This is a genomic window from Burkholderia sp. Ac-20349, from assembly GCF_017104865.1.
In the GTDB taxonomy this organism is placed as follows: Bacteria; Pseudomonadota; Gammaproteobacteria; order Burkholderiales; family Burkholderiaceae; genus Burkholderia; species Burkholderia aenigmatica.
The window spans coordinates 1-20,041 of record NZ_JAAGPM010000072.1; the positions used below are offsets into that span (position 1 = coordinate 1).

16 protein-coding genes are annotated in these 20,041 nt (G+C 66.9%); 5 read left to right on the plus strand and 11 right to left on the minus strand.

All coding sequences use genetic code 11. The features are described from left to right. Positions 1-148 precede the first annotated feature (148 nt). The 6 genes from G3N61_RS22635 to G3N61_RS22660 form a co-directional block, all read right to left on the minus strand. Entirely contained in the window at positions 149-289 is a 141-nt protein-coding gene (locus G3N61_RS22635) for a hypothetical protein (RefSeq protein ID WP_241017857.1), read from the minus strand. A 7-nt stretch (positions 290-296) separates the two neighbouring features. Continuing rightward, on the minus strand, positions 297-1,592 hold the full coding sequence (locus tag G3N61_RS22640) for an HlyD family efflux transporter periplasmic adaptor subunit (RefSeq protein WP_205823626.1): 1,296 nt from the start codon (positions 1,590-1,592) through the stop codon (positions 297-299). Positions 1,593-1,604: 12 nt separating this feature from the next. Then, entirely contained in the window at positions 1,605-2,609 is a 1,005-nt protein-coding gene (locus G3N61_RS22645; RefSeq protein WP_205823627.1) for a hypothetical protein, read from the minus strand. After that, complete coding sequence (locus G3N61_RS22650; protein WP_205823628.1) at positions 2,606-4,726, minus strand: peptidase domain-containing ABC transporter; 2,121 nt, start codon at positions 4,724-4,726, stop codon at positions 2,606-2,608. Before G3N61_RS22650 ends, G3N61_RS22645 begins: the two co-directional genes overlap by 4 nt. 145 nt (positions 4,727-4,871) lie before the next feature. Beyond that, positions 4,872-5,057 (minus strand): hypothetical protein, encoded by a 186-nt coding sequence (locus G3N61_RS22655; RefSeq protein ID WP_031396799.1) that lies wholly within the window; start codon positions 5,055-5,057, stop codon positions 4,872-4,874. A gap of 223 nt (positions 5,058-5,280) precedes the next feature. Continuing rightward, positions 5,281-5,454, minus strand: coding sequence for a hypothetical protein (locus G3N61_RS22660; RefSeq protein WP_006495012.1), 174 nt, complete (start codon positions 5,452-5,454; stop codon positions 5,281-5,283). Between the two features lie 281 nt (positions 5,455-5,735). Between G3N61_RS22660 and G3N61_RS22665 the strand changes: the two genes are divergently transcribed. Further along, positions 5,736-7,151: a TolC family protein gene (locus G3N61_RS22665; protein ID WP_175022221.1), complete on the plus strand. Its 1,416-nt coding sequence runs from the start codon at positions 5,736-5,738 to the stop codon at positions 7,149-7,151. Positions 7,152-7,328: 177 nt separating this feature from the next. Here the strand turns inward: G3N61_RS22665 and G3N61_RS22670 are convergent, their stop codons facing one another. Further along, the gene (locus G3N61_RS22670; protein ID WP_205823629.1) at positions 7,329-7,778 is read right to left on the minus strand and encodes a helix-turn-helix domain-containing protein; all 450 of its coding nucleotides are present in this window, start codon (positions 7,776-7,778) and stop codon (positions 7,329-7,331) included. Between the two features lie 353 nt (positions 7,779-8,131). Between G3N61_RS22670 and G3N61_RS22675 the strand changes: the two genes are divergently transcribed. After that, on the plus strand, positions 8,132-9,055 hold the full coding sequence (locus G3N61_RS22675; RefSeq protein ID WP_205823630.1) for an alpha/beta fold hydrolase: 924 nt from the start codon (positions 8,132-8,134) through the stop codon (positions 9,053-9,055). An 87-nt stretch (positions 9,056-9,142) separates the two neighbouring features. Here G3N61_RS22675 and ggt read toward each other — a convergent pair whose 3' ends face one another. Further along, a complete protein-coding gene (ggt, locus tag G3N61_RS22680) occupies positions 9,143-10,864 on the minus strand; it encodes a gamma-glutamyltransferase (RefSeq protein WP_205823631.1) in 1,722 nt (573 codons plus the stop codon). A gap of 426 nt (positions 10,865-11,290) precedes the next feature. Between ggt and G3N61_RS22685 the strand changes: the two genes are divergently transcribed. From G3N61_RS22685 to G3N61_RS22695, 3 genes are all read left to right on the plus strand, one after another. Continuing rightward, positions 11,291-11,815, plus strand: coding sequence for a metal-dependent hydrolase (locus tag G3N61_RS22685; RefSeq protein WP_175022231.1), 525 nt, complete (start codon positions 11,291-11,293; stop codon positions 11,813-11,815). A gap of 200 nt (positions 11,816-12,015) precedes the next feature. Continuing rightward, positions 12,016-16,602 (plus strand): DEAD/DEAH box helicase, encoded by a 4,587-nt coding sequence (locus G3N61_RS22690; RefSeq protein ID WP_205823632.1) that lies wholly within the window; start codon positions 12,016-12,018, stop codon positions 16,600-16,602. 135 nt (positions 16,603-16,737) lie between these two features. Beyond that, positions 16,738-18,012 carry an amino acid permease gene (locus G3N61_RS22695; RefSeq protein WP_043183400.1) on the plus strand — a complete coding sequence of 425 codons (1,275 nt, stop codon included), beginning with the start codon at positions 16,738-16,740 and terminating at the stop codon, positions 18,010-18,012. A 150-nt stretch (positions 18,013-18,162) separates the two neighbouring features. Here the strand turns inward: G3N61_RS22695 and G3N61_RS22700 are convergent, their stop codons facing one another. The 3 genes from G3N61_RS22700 to pcaQ form a co-directional block, all read right to left on the minus strand. Beyond that, complete coding sequence (locus G3N61_RS22700) at positions 18,163-18,459, minus strand: XRE family transcriptional regulator (RefSeq protein WP_043183399.1); 297 nt, start codon at positions 18,457-18,459, stop codon at positions 18,163-18,165. 73 nt (positions 18,460-18,532) lie between these two features. Further along, a complete protein-coding gene (locus G3N61_RS22705) occupies positions 18,533-18,892 on the minus strand; it encodes a type II toxin-antitoxin system RelE/ParE family toxin (protein WP_043183397.1) in 360 nt (119 codons plus the stop codon). Between the two features lie 127 nt (positions 18,893-19,019). Then, positions 19,020-20,006, minus strand: coding sequence for a pca operon transcription factor PcaQ (pcaQ, locus tag G3N61_RS22710; protein WP_043183394.1), 987 nt, complete (start codon positions 20,004-20,006; stop codon positions 19,020-19,022). Between the last annotated feature and the right edge of the window lie 35 nt (positions 20,007-20,041).

Here is a 20,041-nt window from a genome sequence, read left to right on the forward strand (position 1 = left end):
TCGATATCAACTGTTCTCTTTCTTATCAGCCCACCGGCCACCCCCTGCTCCACCCGCCCCGCTCCACCCTTCCCCCCCGCGACGCTCTCCCGACCCGGCTCGGCGCGCTCGCGCGACCGGTTCCAGACCCGCACCGTGTGCCCGGCCTTCAGCGTGGTTCGGCGTCGCCGTCCGGCTGCGGTGCGCCATGCGCGGCGGCCGCGCAGGCGAACAGCGTCACGCCGAGCCAGCGCGACAGCGGACGCACGACGCCCGGCCGCACGCGGCGGCAGTGCTTGTCCCGGCTCACCATCGGCTCAGGCCGGCACGCCGAACAGGCGTTGACGGATGCGGTAAAGCGGCTCGAACAGCCATTCGAGCAGGCTGCGCCGCTCCAGCACGATGTCGGCCTTCAGCATCATCCCGGCCCGCAGCGACAGCGGCCGCCCGTCGAATGCCGGCGAGCGGTCGGCCAGCTCGACCCAGGTCTTGAAGTAGGTCTGCGGCGTGGCGGCATCGCCCGGCAGGTTCAGCTCCTTCGCAGAAAACGCGACAGGCGAGATCGACAGCACCTTGCCGCGATACGTGCCGAACTTCTCGACCGGATAGCTTGCGTACGCAACCTTCACTTCCTGCCCCTTCTTCACGAAGCCGGCCTTCGACGACGGGATGTAGACCTCGGCGATCAGCCCGTCGGCCTTCGCGGGCAGAATCTCGACGACGCGCGTGCCCGGCGGGTCGATCACGCCGCCCTGCACGACGTCGAGCCGCACGATCTGCCCGTCGGCCGGCGCGTACAGCACCTGGTTCACGTTCTCGTCGATGTTGTATTCCTTCGCGTTCAGCTCCTCCTGCTTGATCTTCAGTTCCGCGTTCGCGCCGTCGTACTTGCTCTGCATCGTGTCGAGGTCGCCGCGCAGCTTCATCGCGTTCTTCGCGAGCTCGGCGCGGCGCAGCAGCAAGTCCTGGTACGCCTGCCCGGCCTGCAGGTACTGCGTGTTGACCTGGTTGTACTGCTCGAGCGTCACGACCTGTTCGTCGAGCAGCTGCTTCACGCGCGCGCGTCGTTCGCCGTACTCGTCGACGATGCGCTTCTGGTCCTGGATCTGCCGGCCGATCAGCCCGCTGCTCTCGCCCTGCGCGGCGATCTGCTGGTTGATCTGCTGCACCGACGACTTGTATTCGAGCCGCGCCGCGTCGATCTGCTGCGTGACCTCGACGCGCTGCCGGTCGAGCGCCGCGCGCATCCCCTGCACGTTGTTCGCCTGGCTCACGAAGCTCGTGTCGCGCGTCACCGCCAGCAGCCGCTGGCCGGCCTTCACGTGCTGATCCTTGCCGACGTAGATGTCGCGCACGGCCCAGCCCGGCGGCGCGCTGACGCCGATCAGCCCCGAGCGCGGCGTCAGCATCCCCGACACGCTCTCGGTGTTCGCGTAGCTCAGTTCGACGAGCGCAATCACGAACATCGCGAACATCGTCAGCGACAGATAGCAGAAGAACCGCATCGACACCGGCACGTCGACGACGCCGTGGATCACGGTGCCGAAGGTCGTGCCGCGCGCGAGCTTGCGCGACGGCTTCTGTTCTCGGAGGGCGGAGTTCCAGGTCGGCATGGGGCGGGCTCGTCAGGAGCGACGCCGCGCGGCCGCATCGAGCAGCGGCGCCGGCATCAGGTAAGGCGTGAAGTGTTCCCAGAAATGCCACTGCTCGGGCTGTTGCACGAGCGCTTGCTCGAGCCGGTCGACGATGCGCTGGTGCGTCGCGCGCACGGGCGACGCGTCGTCGTCCGCGCCGAGCATCGGCGCGAGCGGGCTGGCCGCGAGCTCGGTGAAATGCACCGCGCAGCGATCGCGGAACGGCACGCCCGTCGCATACGCGACGAGCAATGGAATCCCCTGCTCGACCGCGAGCTTCACGCCGCCACCGGCCATCCGCACCCAGCGGCCGCCGAGCCGGCAGCGGTTGGTCTTGCCGAACTTGCCGTGCAGGTCGGAGAACAGCAGGAATACGGGCGCCTCGCGGCGCAGGCTCGTGATCAGCCGGCGCAGGTGCACGCGCTCCTCGATGTCGATGAATTCGACTTCGCCGGCACCGTATTCGGCGACGAGCCGCAGCGCATCGTCGAAGAACGCGCCGGGCGCATCGCGGTGCAGGATCACCATCAGCTTGCGGTCGTCGGGAATCATGAAGCGCAGCTTCGTGACGAACAGCATCAGGTTGCCGAAGTGCAGCCCCGCGAGCATCAGCGGGCCGCCGCGCGCGAGCGCCGCCTGCAGCTGCGCGTCGCCTTCGCACGCCATCCCGTCGATCATCGACTTCATCGCTTCGAGGCTGTGCGTCCGCAGCTTGAGCCCCGCGAACTCGGCTTCGAACAGTTCACGCACGATCGCCGCCGACACGTCCCGCACGCGTCGCGGATCGTCGTTCAGGTGTGCGCTCAGCATGTATGCAACCGCGCGCTCGATCGACTCGCGAATGCACGGAAAGCAGCGCAGGCATGCGCCCGAGCACCAGCGCATCAGCCGCAGCCCGCGCGCGGGCGACGTGCGCAGCGCGACGGCGCGCACCGCGCGCCGCACGAGGAACGCATACGAGAATGAATTGAACAGAAAGAGTCGTCCGAGCATCACCGCGTCTCCTCGGCCGAACGCCATGCGTCGGTCGCATCGGTCAATACGCCGTCCTGCATCTCGTAGATCCGGTCGACCATCGACAGGATCGACGCATCGTGCGTGACGAGCACGATCGTGCACGGCAGCGTCAGCACGTTGCGGCAGATCTCGTGCGTCGTCGTCTGGTCGAGGTTCGACGAAAATTCGTCGAGGATCAGCAGGCGCGGCTCGCAATACAGCGCCCGCGCGATCAGGAGCCGCTGCATCTGCCCGGCCGACAGGAATTTCTGCGTATCGCCGAGCGGCGTGTCGTAGCGATGGTCGAGCCGCTCGATCTCGTCGTGGATGCACGCGAGCTTTGCCGCGTCGAACATCGCGCCGATCCGCGGCGCGGGCGCGAAGTTCGTGATGTTGTCGCGGATCGTCCCGCGAAACAGCTGGTCGGACTGCGTGACGGCCGCGAGATGCTTGCGGTACTGCCGCAGGTTCACTTCCGCGAGATCGACGCCGCCGACGAACAGCGTGCCGGGCTCGGGCCGCACGAGCCCGCAGATCAGGTTCAGCAGCGTCGTCTTGCCGCTGCCGGTGCGGCCGACGATCGCGATCTTGCCGCCCGCCGGCACATCGAGCGCGATGTCGCTCAGGATCGGCCGATGGCCGCCCTTCGGCGTGTACGACAGCGCACGGATCGACAGCGCGCCGTCGAAACCGTCGACCGGCCGCACGACCGCGTCCGGCGCGGGCTCCTCGGTCTCGGTCTGCAACACGTCCGCGACGCGGTCCATATGCACCTGCAACACCTTGCGGCGCACGTAGAGCTGGATCGAGTCGATGAACTTGTCGGCGAACAGGTTCTTGTACTGGATGAACGCGTAGATCACGCCGATCGTGCTCTGGCCGTGCATCACGAGCCACGCGCCGTAGGTGACGATCACCAGCTGCTCGACATGCACGATCCCTTTCGAGATCGCATCGAACAGCAACTGCAGCCGCTCCTGCTGGCGCATCGCCTGCAACTTCTGCGTGAACGCGTTGACCCACAGGCTGCTGCGCGCGGTCTCGGCCGACAGCAGCTTGATCGAGTGCGCGGAGCGGATGTTCTCGATCAGCAGCGCGTCGGCTTCGGCACCGCGCGTGAGGATCTGCGACATCGCGTCCTGCAGTTGCGGCTGGATCGCGAGCCGGCTCAGCGCGAACAGCACCATCCCGGCCAGGCTGATGCCGGCCAGCACCGGGCTGTCGTACAGCATCAGCACGAGCGTCAGCGTGCAGGTGACGATATTGAGCAGCCCGCCGACCAGCCCGTCAACGAGAAAGCGCCCGACCTCCGACACCGACGACACGCGCGAGATCGAATCGCCGGTGTTGTGGAACAGGAAGTAACCGATCGGCAGCCGCGCGAGATGCCCGACCATGTTCGCCGACAACTGCTGCGACACGATGTTGCGCAGGTAGCTCTTGATGTTGCCGACGAGGTTCGCGTAGAGCGTGTCGAACAGGAACACGATCGCGAACAGGATCGTCAGCAGGTACAGGATGTCGACGTCGGTCTTCTTCAGCGCCTCGTCGATCGTCAGCTGCACGTACGACGGGCCGAGCAGCAGCAGGAGCTGCGCGGCGACGCCGCCCGCGATGCCGATCGCGAGGCTCTTGCGGATGCCGGTCAGCCCTTCGAGGTAGTCGCGCAGACGGATCCGGTCGGCCTGCCCCGCCCGCGTGAAGCCGATGTCCGGATTCAGTTCGAGCGCATAGCCGGTGATGTGCGTGAGCGCCTGCGCGAGCGGCAGCTTCGTCTCGCCGAGTGCGGGGTCGACGATGTGCACGCTGCCATAGCCGACCTTCGTCAGCACGACATAGTGGTTCATCCCCCAGTGCAGGATGCACGGCGTCTTGAGTGCATCGAGTTCGCCCGCGTCGAACTGCAACCCGCGCGCGCGCAGGCCGAGATCGTTCGAGATCTCCATCAGGTCGAAGAACGACAGCCCGGAATCGATCCGGACCGGATAGCGGTTGCGCAGCGTGCGCAATGTCGTTTCGCGCCCGTGCCACGACGCGATCATCGCGAGGCAGGCCAGGCCGCACTCCGTCACCTCGTCCTGCAGGACCGGACGGACTTTACGCGTATTGAAGAGCATGGTCGGGCACCCGGGGCGCGACGACGCGCCGCCCGGGCCTGCCGGTAGCGGGCCCGTGGCGGGTCGTGCGCGATACGCATGGGCGCAGCCGGCACGCTGCCGGCTGCGACGGAAGATCGGTGTTACCGGCCGCTTGGCGGGCCGCTCAGCGCGACGAGCCGAGCGACATCCGGAACTGTTCGACGGCGCGGGTCTGGTACTGGGTCATCAGGCCCTGGAGCGTGGACCCGATCGACTGATTGACGAGATCGACCGTATAGGCAGCCGAATTGGAGTAAAGCGACGCGCCGCCGCGAATCTGGCGGGCCTGTTCTTCCGTGATGTCTCGCATTTGTTGTGGCCTTTATATTGTCGGAATGCCCGCCACCGTCAGCCAATTGCAATCTCAATGGCCGTTAACTTTATTACGGGGATAATCCGGCACTCCTGCCTCCTGATAATCGCCCGAACCTGAAATAATGTATTTCCGATTCGATTTTTCCACTGCGGCGATCGATTCTTTTCCTTCTGTTTCGCAGCATTTCGCGCGGGGGGCGCCTCCCCGCGCACGGCGGTTACTTGCCGGTGTTATTGAACGTCTTCGGGTTCTGCAGGTAATTGCCGAGGCTCGGCAGGAACTGGCCGAGCGCGGTCACCACCGGCGCGGCGTCAACAGCGAGGCTACCCAGCGAGCTGATCGCACCGCCGCCATGCACATTCCTGACCTGTTCCGTCGTCATGACCTTCATCATTCTCTCCTCGTAAAAAATAAAGATGATGCAAAGAACCTTCATTGAAAGACAAACGGCTTTTAATCCCTAGCGACTTGTTAATCTAATAATCACTGCGATTACGAGCCGAAATCAGGCTATCATGCGATCGCATCGGAATTCAATGGAGGACACACTCTTACAGGTGCGTTTTCCGATGCGTCACGGATGGCAGGCATTCACGCTGTTTGAATTTCAATTTCAAAACGTTTAAATCCCGCCGCAATGCGTTGCGGCACGGGCAGGAGACGGAGACGGCCATGTTTGAAACGAGGCGCGCGAATCGCGGATCGGCGACACCGAGTGCGGGTAATTCCCTATCAAGTTTTTCGACTAGGTGGAATCCCCGACTTGCAACCGTGACATTGTTCGCTGTAACGATAATCGGAGTGTCCGCAAACGCGCACGCGTTCTGCCTCGACACCGCCTTCCAGTACGCGGTCGTGCACGATCCGCGCTACCTGCAGGCGCGCAGCGAATACGACGCGGCGCGCCAGAAATTCCCGGAAGCACGCGCACAGATGTTGCCGCAGGCTGCCGCGCAACTCGAATGGGGACGCTACGGTACGCACGCGAACCTGTTCGGCATCGATGTCAGCGGGTCGAGCAATGCCGCCTACGGTTCCGCGCAGGTCACGCAGGCGCTGTTCAACGTGCCCTACCTGTACGACATGCGGCGCGCGACCGAGTACGAGGAATCGTCGAAGCAGAAACTCGAGGTGGCGAGGCAGGACCTGATCCTGCGGGTCGCGAATGCGTGCTTCGACCTGCTCAGCGCGCGCGAGAAACTGCAGTCGGCCGACGACGAAGTGAACGCGCTCACCCGGCTCGAAAGCGATACGCGACGCATGGCGCAGCTCGGGATGAAGACGATCGGCGATACGGCCGAAATCGAGGCGCGCCGCAGCCTCGCGCAATCCGACGAAGCCCTCGCGCAAACCGACGTCGACGCGCGTCGCGCGCGCTACGAGACGCTGCTCGGTTCGACGATCGATTTCTCGCGCTGGCCGCGGCTCGCGATGCGCGGCTCATCGCCGCGCATTCCGTCGGGCGAATACGCACCGCAGGACAACCCCGCGTACCGGCAGGCATACCGCGACGTCCAGGTCGCACGGCTCGCCGCGAAGCGCGTCAGCGCCGAGCACTTGCCGACCGTCGACCTGTTCGCGTCGTATTCGCGCGGGCTCAACCCGAACCTGCGCGGGCTCACCGATCGCTCGGACTTCCATCAGAGCGCGATCGGCGTGCAGGTGACGATCCCGATCTTCTCCGGCGGGAGCGTGTACTACCGACAGGTGGAGGCCGAGCACGTAACCGAGCAGTACCGCAACCGGCTGCGCGAGGTCGAGGAGCAACTGGGCACCGATCATCGCGAGGCGCTGTCCGCGCTCGAATCGGTCGGCAAGCGCATCCGCGCGCTGCAGCAGTCGCTGCAGGCCGCGCGGCTCGCGTACGATTCGTCGATGAAAGCGCATCAGGTCGGCTACAGCACGACGTACGAAACGCTGAACCTGCGGCGCGACATCTCGGGCATCCGGCAGAAGCTGTTCGACAGCTATCTCGATGCGCTGAAGCTGCAGTTGAAGCTGAAAAGCGTGCTCGGTACGCTCGATGAACAATCGCTGATCGCGGTGGACAGCTTCCTCGAAAGCAACGCGGCGAATGACCGTGGTTGAATGCGGTTCGATGCGCATCGGTACGCGATAAAAGGTTGTACGCGCAACCTTGCTCGCCGCGCCGATGCGCCAGCACGACGAATACGGACACCGCATCGCACAGCTCGAGCAACGCGTGATGTCCGCGCGCACACGACAACGCTGCTGATGCAGCACGACGCGATCAATAGCTACCCGTCAATCCGGTGTCGGCAACACGACCGTATCCTCCGGCCCGAGCACGCGCCCGTCCTGCGAACGCAGCTCGAGCTTCCTGACCGGCAGCCCGGTCTTCCGGTCGACGAGCAGCACGTGCGCCTCGTCCGGTTCGAAGAAGAAATCCTCCCCCCACTGCCGCAGCGCGACCAACAGCGGAAACAGCCCGCGCCCTTTCTCGGTCAGCACGTATTCGTGATGCGCGCCGCCGTCCGCGGCCGGCACGATGTCCATGATTCCGTGCGCGACCAGGTTGCGCAGGCGCGCGGCCAGGATGTTCTTGGCCAGCCCGAGATTCTTCTGGAATTCGCCGAAGCGGCGCAGCCCGTCGAACGCGTCGCGGACGATCAGCAGCGACCACCAGTCGCCTATCGCGTCCAGCGGGCGGGCTACGCCGCAGGGGGAGTCTTCGTGCGTGGTTCGTCTGTTCATCGATGCATGCGGTGACGCCGTTTCCGGAATGCGGGTGGAACGGCGGTCGTTTCCGTTGAAATGAATGGTTGCAATATAAAACTCGCCATTCGAAAGATCAATCGCACGACACCCGACTGTTCGCGATCGACGAAAAGAACGATCGATTCGAGCCCGATTAGCACTCAAGCCACTACGTTCGGTCTATAAAATCCGGCACTGCTCCGTTCCAGTGCGTCATCTCGCACCAATGACACAGTCATTCGGCAATTGGCCCAGCCACCTTTTTGGTTGCAACTCGAAACCACATATCCTACGCTTCGATTCGGTTTCAACTTGAAACCAACCTGTCCGACTATCCGAAGGAGCGTTCGATGATCCGGCCCGATGCCACGTTCGATGGCACCTTTCCATTCGCCCCGCATTTCGACGACGCATCCGGCTTCCGGATGCACTACGTGGACGAAGGCCCGCATGACGGCGAAACCATCCTGTGCCTGCATGGCGAACCCACGTGGGGCTATCTCTTCCGTCATCTGATTGCGGCGCTGAGCCCGACGCACCGCGTCGTCGTCCCCGATCACATGGGCTTCGGCAAAAGCGCGACGCCGCAGGACCGCAGTTACTGGCTGCAGGACCATATCGGCAATCTGGAGCGTTTCGTGCTCGCGCTCGGCCTCGATCGCATCACGCTCGTGATGCACGATTTCGGCGGCCCGGTCGGCATGGGGCTCGCCGCACGGCATCCGGAGCGCATTCGGCGCATCGTGTCCGCGAACGGGCCGACGCCGTTCGGCCAGCCCGATCTGGTCGAACGCGTGACCGCGAACGGTCGCGATGCGCCGTGGTTCCAGTGGATCATGCGCGCGGCGGCGGACGATACGCTGGAGACGGTGCTCGGCCAGCTCGGCTTCAACATCCTGAGCACGCTGAAGCTGAACGGGTTCGAAAATCACGCGATCGTCAACGACACCTGGATCGCCGCATACGGTGCGCCGTTCGCGCAACCGGCGGACTGTCTCGGCGCGATCGGATGGGCCCGCGGGTTTGCCTCTGGCGCGCACCGGTTCGAGGAGCCCGATGCGGCAGCGCTGCGCGCGATACGCGAAAAGCCCGCGCTCGCGATCTGGGGAGACGCCGATCGAACGCTCGGCGCCGAACACTTCCTGCCGCTCTTCACGGCACTGTTTCCGTCCGCGCCCGTCGAGCGGCTGGCGGGCGTCGGACATTACTGCTTCGAGGATGCGCCCGACGCCATCGCGGCACGCATCGCCGAATTCATCCGGACCACCGGCTGAGTGTGTTCCGCAGCCGGCTGCACGACACCCGGCTGCGGAACATGGCGTGCGCGGCCGCCTTCGCAACCGCGCACGCGCCCTTTCACGTCAGTGGATGATCCGCGTCACGCCACGCCCGCGCGGATCGGCCATCGCCTCCGGCGTCTTGCCGTCGATCTTGATCACCTGGATGTCGCCGCTGAAATCCTGCCCCTTCAGCGTATAGCCGCGCGCCTCGATCTGCTTCGCGAGTTCGCCTTCGATCGGGTAGTACGGCTCCCAGAAGATCGTGTTCGGCGGCAGCAGCTGGTGATGGAAGCGCATCGCGCCGACGGCCTCCTTCAACGGCATCTTGAAGTCGTAGATGTTGTTGATCACCTGGAAGATCGACGTGAAGATCCGCGAGCCGCCCGGCGTGCCGATCACGAGCGATACCTTGCCGTCCTTGGTCATGATCGTCGGCGACATCGACGACAGCGGGCGCTTCTTCGGTTCGATCGCGTTCGCATCGCTGCCGACCACGCCGAACATGTTCGCGACGCCCGGCTTCGCGGAGAAGTCGTCCATCTCGTCGTTCAGCACGATGCCCGTGCCGTCGGCGATCACGCCCGAGCCGAAATAGCCGTTGATCGTGTACGTGTTCGACACCGCATTGCCCCACTTGTCGACCACCGAGAAGTGCGTGGTTTCAGCCTTCTCCGGCATCGTCGTGCCGAGGCCCGGCTGCACGCTCTTCGTGTCCGACGGCTCCTTCGGGTTGACTTCGCCCGCGCGCTTCGCGATATACGCGTCGTCGGTCAGCTGCGCGATCGGCACCTTGTAGAAATCGGGATCGCCGAGATACTGCGCACGATCGGCGAACACGCGCTTCTCGATTTCCGCGACGAGGTGGATGTACTGTGGCGAGTTGAGCTTCACGCCCTCGAAATCCTGCTTGAGGTCGGCCTTCATCTTCAACAACTGCACCAGGCCGATGCCGCCCGAGCTCGGGGGCGGCGCGGTGATCACGTCATAGCCGTTCCACTTCGCCTGCACCGGCTGGCGCCACACCGCGCGGTACTGTGCGAGATCCTCGGTGGTGATCAGCCCGTTGCCGTCGCCGGTCTTCATCGATGCGGCGATCAGCTCGGCCGTCTTGCCCTTGTAGAAACCTTCCGCGCCGTCGTTCGCGATGCGCGTCAGCACATCGGCGAGATCCGGCTGCTTGAAGTTCACGCCGGCCTTCAGCCCGGAGAAATACTTGTCGAAGTTGGTCTTGCCGCCGAACTCCTTCGATGCGTCGACACCGCGCTGCGCGAGCTGCTCGTCGACGACGAAGCCGTCGCGCGCATAGTGGATCGCCGGCGCGAGCACCTGCTTCCACTTCAGCTTGCCGAAGCGCTTCTGCGCCTCCCACATGCCCGCGACGGTGCCCGGCACGCCGACCGCGCGCGGGCCGTACAGGCTCATGCCCTTGACGACGTTGCCGTCCTTGTCGAGATACATGTCCTTCGTCGCGGCGAGCGGCGCACGCTCGCGGTAGTCGATGAAGTACGGCTTGCCGTCCTTGTAGATCGTCATGAAGCCGCCGCCGCCGATGTTGCCGGCTTCCGGATACGTGACGGCAAGCGTGAACGCGATCGCGACGGCCGCGTCGATCGCATTGCCGCCTTCCTTGAAGATCCGCTCCGCAGCATCCGCGCTGTACTTGTCGGCCACCGCGACCGCGGAGCTCGTCAGGACGGCCGGCTGCGGCCCCTTCGCATAGACGGGCGCGTTCGGCAGGAAACCGATGCCGGCCACCGTCGCGAGCACGACAGCGGATGTTTTGAAGCGATTCAGCGTAGTCATTGCATGTCCCCCATGTGGATCTCCTTCAGGCAGGAAAAGCACCTGTTCCGCTCATGGCCGCTGGCACGCCGACGGCCATCTCCGGTTTCGTAGTATAGGGGGACAAAAAGGGTCGAACACGTGACGTGCAACGAAAGCGCAGTCGTTATGTGCGCGCGGTCATGCCGAAGCTTTTCAACCTGCATGCGGATCGGTCGAAATTGCACACAGTGCGCTTCCGCCGTGTCCATCCGCCATATACGTCATCACGCAGCGCACAAAAAAACCGAAAGTTGCGAACTGCGCGGAAGACCACGCGACACGTGCAAAAAAATCTGCAAATGTCGCTCCCACTGCACGAGCCGATCTGCGAAGATAGCGCCCCGTTTTCGCGCTGCATCAATTTTTCTCGCACGCGCCGCTTCACGTTTCTTCGTCTCGCTTCCTATGGCATCACGCAATGCACATCATGCGTCCGGCTTCGCAGCCGGCGTCACCGCCGCCGCCCTCGTCGCACAAACCGGCGCCACGGGTCCGTGGCATGTGGGCATGTTCGCCGCATTCGCGGCGGGCGTCGCGGGCGGCACCGCGCCCGACTGGCTCGAAGTCGCCTGGTGGCGCCGCAAGCGCCGCCTGTGGGTCACGCATCGCACGATCACGCACTGGGGCATCGGCTGGATCGCCCTGCTCGCGCTCGGGTGGCACGGGCTCATCCATCAACCGCATCCGCTGTGGGCCGCGCCGCTGTTCGGCTTCGCGTGCGGCGGCGTGATGCACCTGCTCGCCGACTGGCCGAACCCGCTCGGCGTGCCGTGGATCTGGCGACGTCACTCGCTCAACCTGTGGAACAGCGGGAATTGCGACCTGATCGTCGTGGCCGCCGCATGGGGCGGCACGCTGTGGCTCGCGCAGTCGTTGTGCTCGCGTGCGCCGCTGCTCGAACACTGGCTCGGCTGGCTACATCGCGTTTAGTTGCAATTCGGTGCAATTCGGCACGCTCTCGGCGTACCGGCGCGCATGCAACTTTCTGTTCGTTGAAAGTGCGATGCGGGCCCCCATTTGAATCTGAATCGCCGATACACCTGCCCGGCACGCACGCGCGACGTCTGGCACACTGACGATTCGATTCGTGCGTGCGCCTTCTGCGCTTGCCCCCCCATTTCAACGCTCCGATGGACGTCACCGCTACCCGCCTTGGCACCAGTGCGCTCGACGTGTTCCACCCGGCCGTCGCCGCGTGGTTCCGACGCACGTTCGCCGCGCCCACCGGCGCGCAGGCGCTCGCGTGGCCGCACATCAAGGCGGGCCGCTCGACGCTCGTTGCTGCGCCGACCGGCTCCGGCAAGACGCTCACCGCGTTCCTGTGCGCGCTCGACGATCTGGTGCGCGATGCATTGGCGCACGACGGCACGCTGCCCGACGCGACACTCGTCGTGTACGTGTCGCCGCTGAAGGCGCTGTCGAACGACATCCACGTGAACCTCGACGCGCCGCTTGCCGGCATCGCCGAATCGCTCGCGCAACTCGGCCTGCCGGTGCCGGCGATCCGCACCGCCGTGCGCACCGGCGACACGACGCAGGCCGAACGCGCCGCATTGCGCAAGCGCGCGCCGCACATCCTCGTGACGACACCCGAATCGCTGTACGTGCTGCTGTCGTCCACGTCGGGGCGGCAGATGCTGTCGAACGTGCGCTCGGTCATCGTCGACGAAATCCATGCGCTCGCGTCGTCCAAGCGCGGCAGCCATCTCGCGTTGTCGCTCGAACGTCTCGACGCGCTGGCCGGCCGCGCGCTGCCGCGTATCGGGCTGTCGGCGACGCAGAAGCCGATCGACGCAGTCGCGCGCTTCCTGGTCGGCGGCCCGGCCGACGCGCCGCGCGACTGCACGATCGTCGACACGGGCCATACGCGCGAGCGCGACCTCGCGCTCGAACTGCCGAACGTGCCGCTCGAGCCCGTGATGGCAACCGACGTGTGGGAACAGGTGTACGACCGCATCGCCGGGCTCGCGGCCGCGCATCGCACGACACTCGTGTTCGTCAACACGCGGCGCACCGCCGAGCGCATGGCGCGCCATCTCGCCGACCGGCTCGGCAAGGAAGCGATCGCCGCGCATCACGGCAGTCTCGCGAAGGAGCACCGCTTCGACGCCGAGCAGCGCCTGAAGCGCGGCGAACTGAAGCTGCTCGTCGCCACCGCATCGCTCGAACTCGGTATCGATATCGGCGACGTCGATCTCGTCTGCCAGGTCGGCTCGCCGCGCGGGATTGCGCCGTTCCTGCAACGCGTCGGCCGCTCCGGGCACCACGTGGGCGGCGTGCCGAAGGGCCGGCTGTTCCCGCTGTCGCGCGACGAGCTCGTCGAATGCGCGGCGCTGCTCGATTGCGTGCAACGCGGCGAGCTCGACACGCTGCGCATACCCGAAGCACCGCTCGACGTGCTCGCGCAGCAGATCGTCGCCGAAGTCGCGTGCACGGAATGGCAGGAAGACGCGCTGTATGCGAGCGTCACGCGCGCAGCGCCGTACGCACGGCTGACGCGCGAGCGCTTCGATGAAGTGATGAAGATGCTCGCCGAAGGCTTCACGAGCCGGCGCGGCGTGCGCGGCGCGTACCTGCATCGCGACGTGGTCGGCGGCACCGTGCGCGGACGCCGCAACGCGATGATGACCGCGACCACGTCGGGCGGCACGATCCCCGACATGGCCGACTATGCAGTCCTGCTCGAACCGCAGGGCATCCAGGTCGGCACCGTCAACGAGGATTTCGCGATCGAGAGCCTCGCGGGCGACGTGTTCCAGCTGGGCAACCAGTCGTACCGGATCATTCGCGTGGAAACAGGCCGCGTGCGCGTCGAGGACGCCCAAGGCCAGTCGCCGAATATTCCGTTCTGGCTCGGCGAGGCGCCGGGGCGCAGCGACGAGCTGTCGGCGGCGGTCGGCCGGCTGCGCGCACGGCTCGACGGACTGTTCGCCGACGGCGAGCGGCAAGGGCATGCCCGCGGCGGTAAACGCACCGACGACGATATCCGCGGGAAGACGGCGGCTGAAATCAAGGCGACGACCCAAGCCAGGACCAAGGGCAGTGCAAAATCGACGCGACGAGTTGAAGCCGAAGCCGAAGCCGAAGCCGAAGCCGAAGCCGAAGCCGAAGCCGAAGCCGAAGCCGCGATCAGTGTACGAAACGACGTCACCCGTGCCGCCCCTGCCTACCCGACCGACAGCCGCCTCATGCCGGCGTTGCGCTGGCTCGTCGACGATCTGCATCTGTCACCGGACGCCGCGCACCAGATCGCCGACTACCTCGCCCGCACGCGCGCCGCGCTCGGTGCACTGCCGACGCAGGACACGCTCGTGATGGAGCGTTTCTTCGACGAATCGGGCGGCACGCAGCTCGTGATCCATTCGCCGTTCGGCAGCCGCATCAACCGCGCGTGGGGGCTTGCGCTGCGCAAGCGCTTCTGCCGCAGCTTCAACTTCGAACTGCAGGCAGCCGCGACCGACGACGCGATCATCCTGTCGCTGTCGCTCGCGCACAGCTTCGCACTCGACGAAGTGTGGCGCTACCTGCGTTCGGCCAGCGCCGAGCACGTCCTGGTCCAGGCCCTGCTCGACGCGCCGATGTTCGGCGTGCGCTGGCGCTGGAACGCGACGACCGCGCTCGCGCTGCCGCGCTTCACGGGCGGCAAGCGCACCGCGCCGCAACTGCAGCGGATGAAGAGCGAGGACCTGCTCGCGACCGTGTTTCCCGATCAGGTCGCGTGCCTCGAGAACATCGTCGGCGAGCGCGAGATCCCGCATCACCCGCTGGTCGACCAGACGCTCGACGATTGCCTGCACGACGCGATGGACACCGATGGCTGGCTTGCGCTGCTGCGCCGGATCGAAAGCGGTGCGATCGAACTCGTCGCGCGCGACCTGCCCGCGCCGTCGCCGCTCGCCGCCGAGATCCTGAACGCGAAACCCTACGCGTTCCTCGACGATGCACCGCTCGAGGAGCGCCGTACGCAGGCCGTACAGTCGCGCCGCTGGAGCGATCCCGAATCGGCCGACGATCTCGGCGCGCTCGACGCCGACGCGATCGACGCAGTGCGCGACGAAGCCTGGCCGCTCGTGCGCGACGCCGACGAAATGCACGACGCGCTGCTCACGCTCGCGTGCGTCTCCGATAGCGAAGCACAAACCCGCGAAGGCTGGCCCGACCGGCTCGCGGAACTCGCCGAACGCCGCCGTGCAACGAAACTCGTCGCGCCGGGCGGCGCCGCCCTGTGGGTGCCGGTCGAACGGCTCGTGTGCCTGCGTGCACTGCATCCCGACGCGCGTATCGCGCCGGCGCTCAAGGTGCCGGCAGCCTGCGCGCAGCCGTGGGAAGCGGATGCCGCACTCGTCGACGTGATCCGCGCGCGGCTCACCGGTTTCGGCCCGCTTGCCCTCGACGCGATCGCGACACCGCTCGGCCTGCCGCCTGCGTCGATCGCGACGGCACTCGCGGCGCTGGAGCGCGAAGGCTATGTGATGCGCGGCCGGTTCACGCCGGGCACGACGACGGACGAATGGTGCGAACGCCATCTGCTGGCGCGCATTCATCGCTACACGGTGAAGCGGCTGCGTCGCGAGATCGAGCCGGTCGAGCGCGCCGATTTCATGCGCTTCCTGTTCCACTGGCAGCACCTGACGCCCGACACGCGCGGCACGGGCCGCGACGCACTCGCGGCCGTGGTCGAACAGCTCGAAGGCTACGAGGCCGCCGCAAGCGCATGGGAAGATGCGCTGCTGCCCGCGCGGCTCACCGACTACACGGCAGGCGGGCTCGACGAGCTGTGCCGCTCCGGCAAGCTCGTGTGGACGCGCATCGGCGCGCCGGCGCGCGCGGCCGGCACGCCCGTGAAGACGACGCCGATCGTGCTGCTGCCGCGCCGCCACCTTTCCGCGTGGCAGGCGCTGCGCGACCCCGATGCGCAACCGGCACTGTCCGCGCGGGCCACCCAGGTGCGCGACGCCCTCGCCGCGCACGGCGCGATGTTCTTCGACGCGCTGCTCGACGAACTGCACATGCTGCCGGTCGAACTCGAACAGGCGCTCGGCGAACTCGTGTCGGCCGGCCTCGTGAATGCAGACAGCTATGCGGGCTTGCGCGCGCTGCTGAAACCGGTCGTCAAGCGCAGCGCGACCTATGCGCCGCGCACGCGGCGCGGCGGCGCACTGATCGGCGGCATGGACGACGCGGGTCGCTGGGCACTCGTGCAACGCCACGCGCCGCCGGACGATGCGCCGGCACCGAAACGCGGCCTGGCCGCGACCGACCCCGACGCGCTCGAACACATCGCATGGACGCTGCTGCGCCGCTACGGTGTCGTGTTCTGGCGACTGCTCGAACGCGAAGCCGACTGGTTGCCGAACTGGCGCGAGCTCGTGCGCGTGCTGCAACGCCTCGAAGCGCGCGGCGAAATTCGCGGCGGACGCTTCGTCGCCGGGCTCGCGGGCGAACAGTTCGCGCTGCCCGAAGCGATCCCGATCCTGCGCGAACTGCGGCGGCAACCGGGCGACGGACAGTACGTGTGCGTGACGGGCGCCGATCCGTTGAATCTTGCCGGCACGCTGCTGCCCGGCGACAAGGTGCCGGCGCTGGCCGGCAATCGCGTGCTGTTCCGCGACGGCGTGCCGGTCGCATCGCTGGTGTCGGGGGCATTCCACTACGCGCCCGAACTGTCGCCCACCGCGCGCGAGGATGCCCGCCTGCGGCTCGCACGCCACCACTGACATCGGCTGACACGCGGCGCCGCCCGGACTACTGATCGCCGGGCGGCGCTACCGCCGGCGTTCGGGTAGCATCGAACGATTTTCCGCGCGGACGCTCGCGCTCGAACACGACAAGACTTCCGGAGACTGCTGTCCATGCCCTCGCATGCCGACTCGCCCGCCGCTCATCACGCGGGCTCACTGACGATTTTCCAGGGCGCCGCGCTCTATATCGGCGCGGTGCTCGGCACAGGCGTGATCGCGCTGCCCGCGCTGGCTGCCGAAGTCGCGGGCCCGGCCTCGCTGCTCGCATGGGCCGCGCTCGTCGTGCTGTCCGGGCCGCTCGCGGCCACCTTCGCCGCACTCGGCGCACGCTATCCCGACGCAGGCGGCGTCTCGACCTACGCCCGGCGCGCATTCGGGCCGAAAGCCGCGGCGATCGTCGGCTGGTGCTTCTACTTCGCGGTACCGGCCGGCGCGCCGGCTGCCGCGATGTTCGGTGGCGCATACGTCGCGGCCGTCACGGGCGGCGGGCACACGACCGTCGTCGTCACGGCTGCCGCGCTGATCGCGATCGTGTCGGCCGCGAATGCATTCGGCGTCACCGTGTCGGGCCGCATGCAGCTCGTGTTGTCGGCGCTGCTCGTCACGCTGCTGCTGGCCGCGGTGCTCGCCTCCGCGCCGCATGCGCGCACCGCGAACCTGCATCCGTTCGCGCCGCACGGCTGGCTCGCGGTCGGCCAGGCCGCAGCGCTGCTCGTGTGGAGTTTCGCCGGCTGGGAAGCGATCACGCATCTCGCAGCCGAATTCCGCCGGCCCGCGCACGACATGCCGCGCTCGGCCGGGATCGCGGTCGTGGTGGTCGGGTTCCTGTATCTGTCGGTCGCGGCCGCGAGCGTGACGGTGCTCGGGCCGTCCGCGGGCGCATCGGGTGCGCCGCTCGCCGAGCTGATCGCGGGCGGCATCGGTGGTCATGCGCAGGTGCTGGCTGCCGTGGCCGCGCTGCTGCTCACGCTCGGCACGATGAACGCGTATTTCGCGGGTGCGGCCAAGCTCGGCGCGGCGCTTGGGCGCGACGGCGCGTTGCCCGCGTGGCTCGCGCATGGCAGCCAGGTCGGCGGCGTCCCGCGCCACAGCCTCGGCGTAATCGCCGTGCTCGCCGCCGTCGCACTGGCCGCGACGACGCTGTCGGATGTCGGACCGAAGCCGCTCGTGCTCGTTACGTCCGGATGCTTCGTGATGGTGTATGGACTCGGTGCGGCCGCCGCGCTGAAACTGCTGCCGCGCGGCGGGATCGCTTATCGCTGCGCATGGATTTCGCTGGTCGCGGTCGCCGGACTGTTCCTGACGACCGGCTGGTACATTCTGTGCCCGCTGCTGCTCGCGGGCGGTGCGCTGCTCTATCTGCAAGTGGCCGCGCCGCGTCAGTGACCCGGCATGTGCGCGCGGGCCGACATTCGCCCGCTTGCGGCGACACGCCCGCGCGTCATGGCCGAGCCGTGGGCCGGATTGCCGGCCATTCCGCCGCACGCATTACGCGTCGCGATGCAGACTCGGTCGCACGCCGCTTCTTCACGCCCGTCAGGCCGGCACCAGCTCAAAGCTGAGCCGTTTGCCGAGCGCGGCGGCCGCACTCGCGAGCGTCGCCAGCGTGAGGCTCGTGTCGGTTTCGTCGAGCAGACGGTTGAGCGCGGCGCGGCTGGTTTTCATCCGTGCGGCCATCGCGGTTTTCGTGATGTGCTGCGCCTTCATTTCCTGCCCGATCTGCCAGGCGATCACGCGCTTGATCGCGGTGGCGGTGGCCGCTTCGAGATTGCCATCCTCCTCGAGGAAGGAATCGAAATCGCTGCCGATATGCGGGTTGTTCGTGGTCGTCATGGGGTACTCCAGTGCATGGCGTTGCCGGCTGCCTGCCCGTCGGAGACGGTGCGTTCCAGCGCAACCGGGAAAATCAGATGGCGCGCGTCAGCGCTTTCAGGCGCGCGACGGTGATATCGAGATCATCCGACGGCGTGGCCCGCGACTGCTTGAAGAAGCCGTGCAGCAAGACCATCGTTTCGCCGACGACCGTGAACAGCACGCGGGCGCTCCGCCCCGGCAGCATCACGCGAATCTCCCATAGATCCCGCGCCATCTTCCGGACCAGCGGCATGCCGAGCGGCCAGCCGAGTTGAACGGTCTTGATCTCTTCACCGATCGCCCTTCGCTCCGCTTGCCCGAGCGCCTTCAGCCATTCGCGCACCGGCTCGTTGCCACGGGCCGTCTGGAAGAACCGCACGCCGAGCGTGACCTGGATCTGCTGTCTCGTCATCGTCTTGACATCCATCGTACCAAAATCGGTACGATATGCCAAGCACCGCGAGGTCGGCTACTGACCGGATGGCCAATCCGGCAGCCGGGTACCGGGCCGGGCCGCGCTTGCCGCACGGCCCGACGGGTCAATTGTCGCGACGAGCCGGCTTGCGTGCCGCGCGTGACGTCCCGCGTGCGCGCGTCTCGCCGAACCGCGACCGCGCGATATCGCGCACGGCGTCGATCAGCGTCCGCGCGACCGGCGACGGCTGCGCATCGGTGCGCAGCACCAGCCCGACCGGCTCGTCGGTGCCGGCTGACGGCAGCGGCAGGCGTGCCAGCGCCCCGGCCGACAGGTCGTACTCGGCCGCATAGAGCGGCACGAACCAGACCGCATCGTTCTCGAGCGCGAGCGCGCGCGCGACCGATACCGACAGCACCTCGATGAACGAATCCAGCGGCGGCGCGCCGCAGGCACCGAGCAGTTGCTCGGCCGACTGGCGAATCAGCGTGCCGAACGGCGGCAGCACGACCGGATAGCGCGCGAGCTCGGCCGCCGGCGCCGCGCTCGACAGCAGCGGATGCCCGGCGCGCACGACCGCGACGAGCGGCTCGTTGTACAACTGCTCGAACGCAAGCCCGATCATCCGCTCCGGCTCCGACAGTCGCCCGATCGCGCACTCGATCGCGCCGGACTTCAGGCGCTCGAGCAGATCGGCGTTTGCGGCCGTCGCGATCCTCACGACGACGCGCGGCCAGCGCTCGGCGAGCGCCTTCATCAATGCGGGCGCGAGCGATGCCGCGACGGTCGGCAGCATGCCGATTTCCAGCGTCGCCGCGGCAGCCCCGCCCTCGCGCGCGAGCAGCCCGACACCCTGCCGCAGCGCCAGCACGCACGCGTTCGCGTGCGGCAGAAACAGTTGCGCTTCGCGGGTCGGCTGCGCGCCCTGCCGGCCGCGCTCGAACAGCTTCACGCCGAGGATCGCCTCCAGCTCGGCGATCGTCTTCGAGACGGCCGGCTGCGTGATCGACAGGCTTTCGGCCGCCTTCTGCACGCCGCCCAGCTGCGCGACCGCGAGAAAACACTGCAGGTGCCGGAACTTGACGCGGCCGTCGGCGATACGGTTATTCATAACGGGTGGTTATGCGAGTGACGATGAAATGCCAT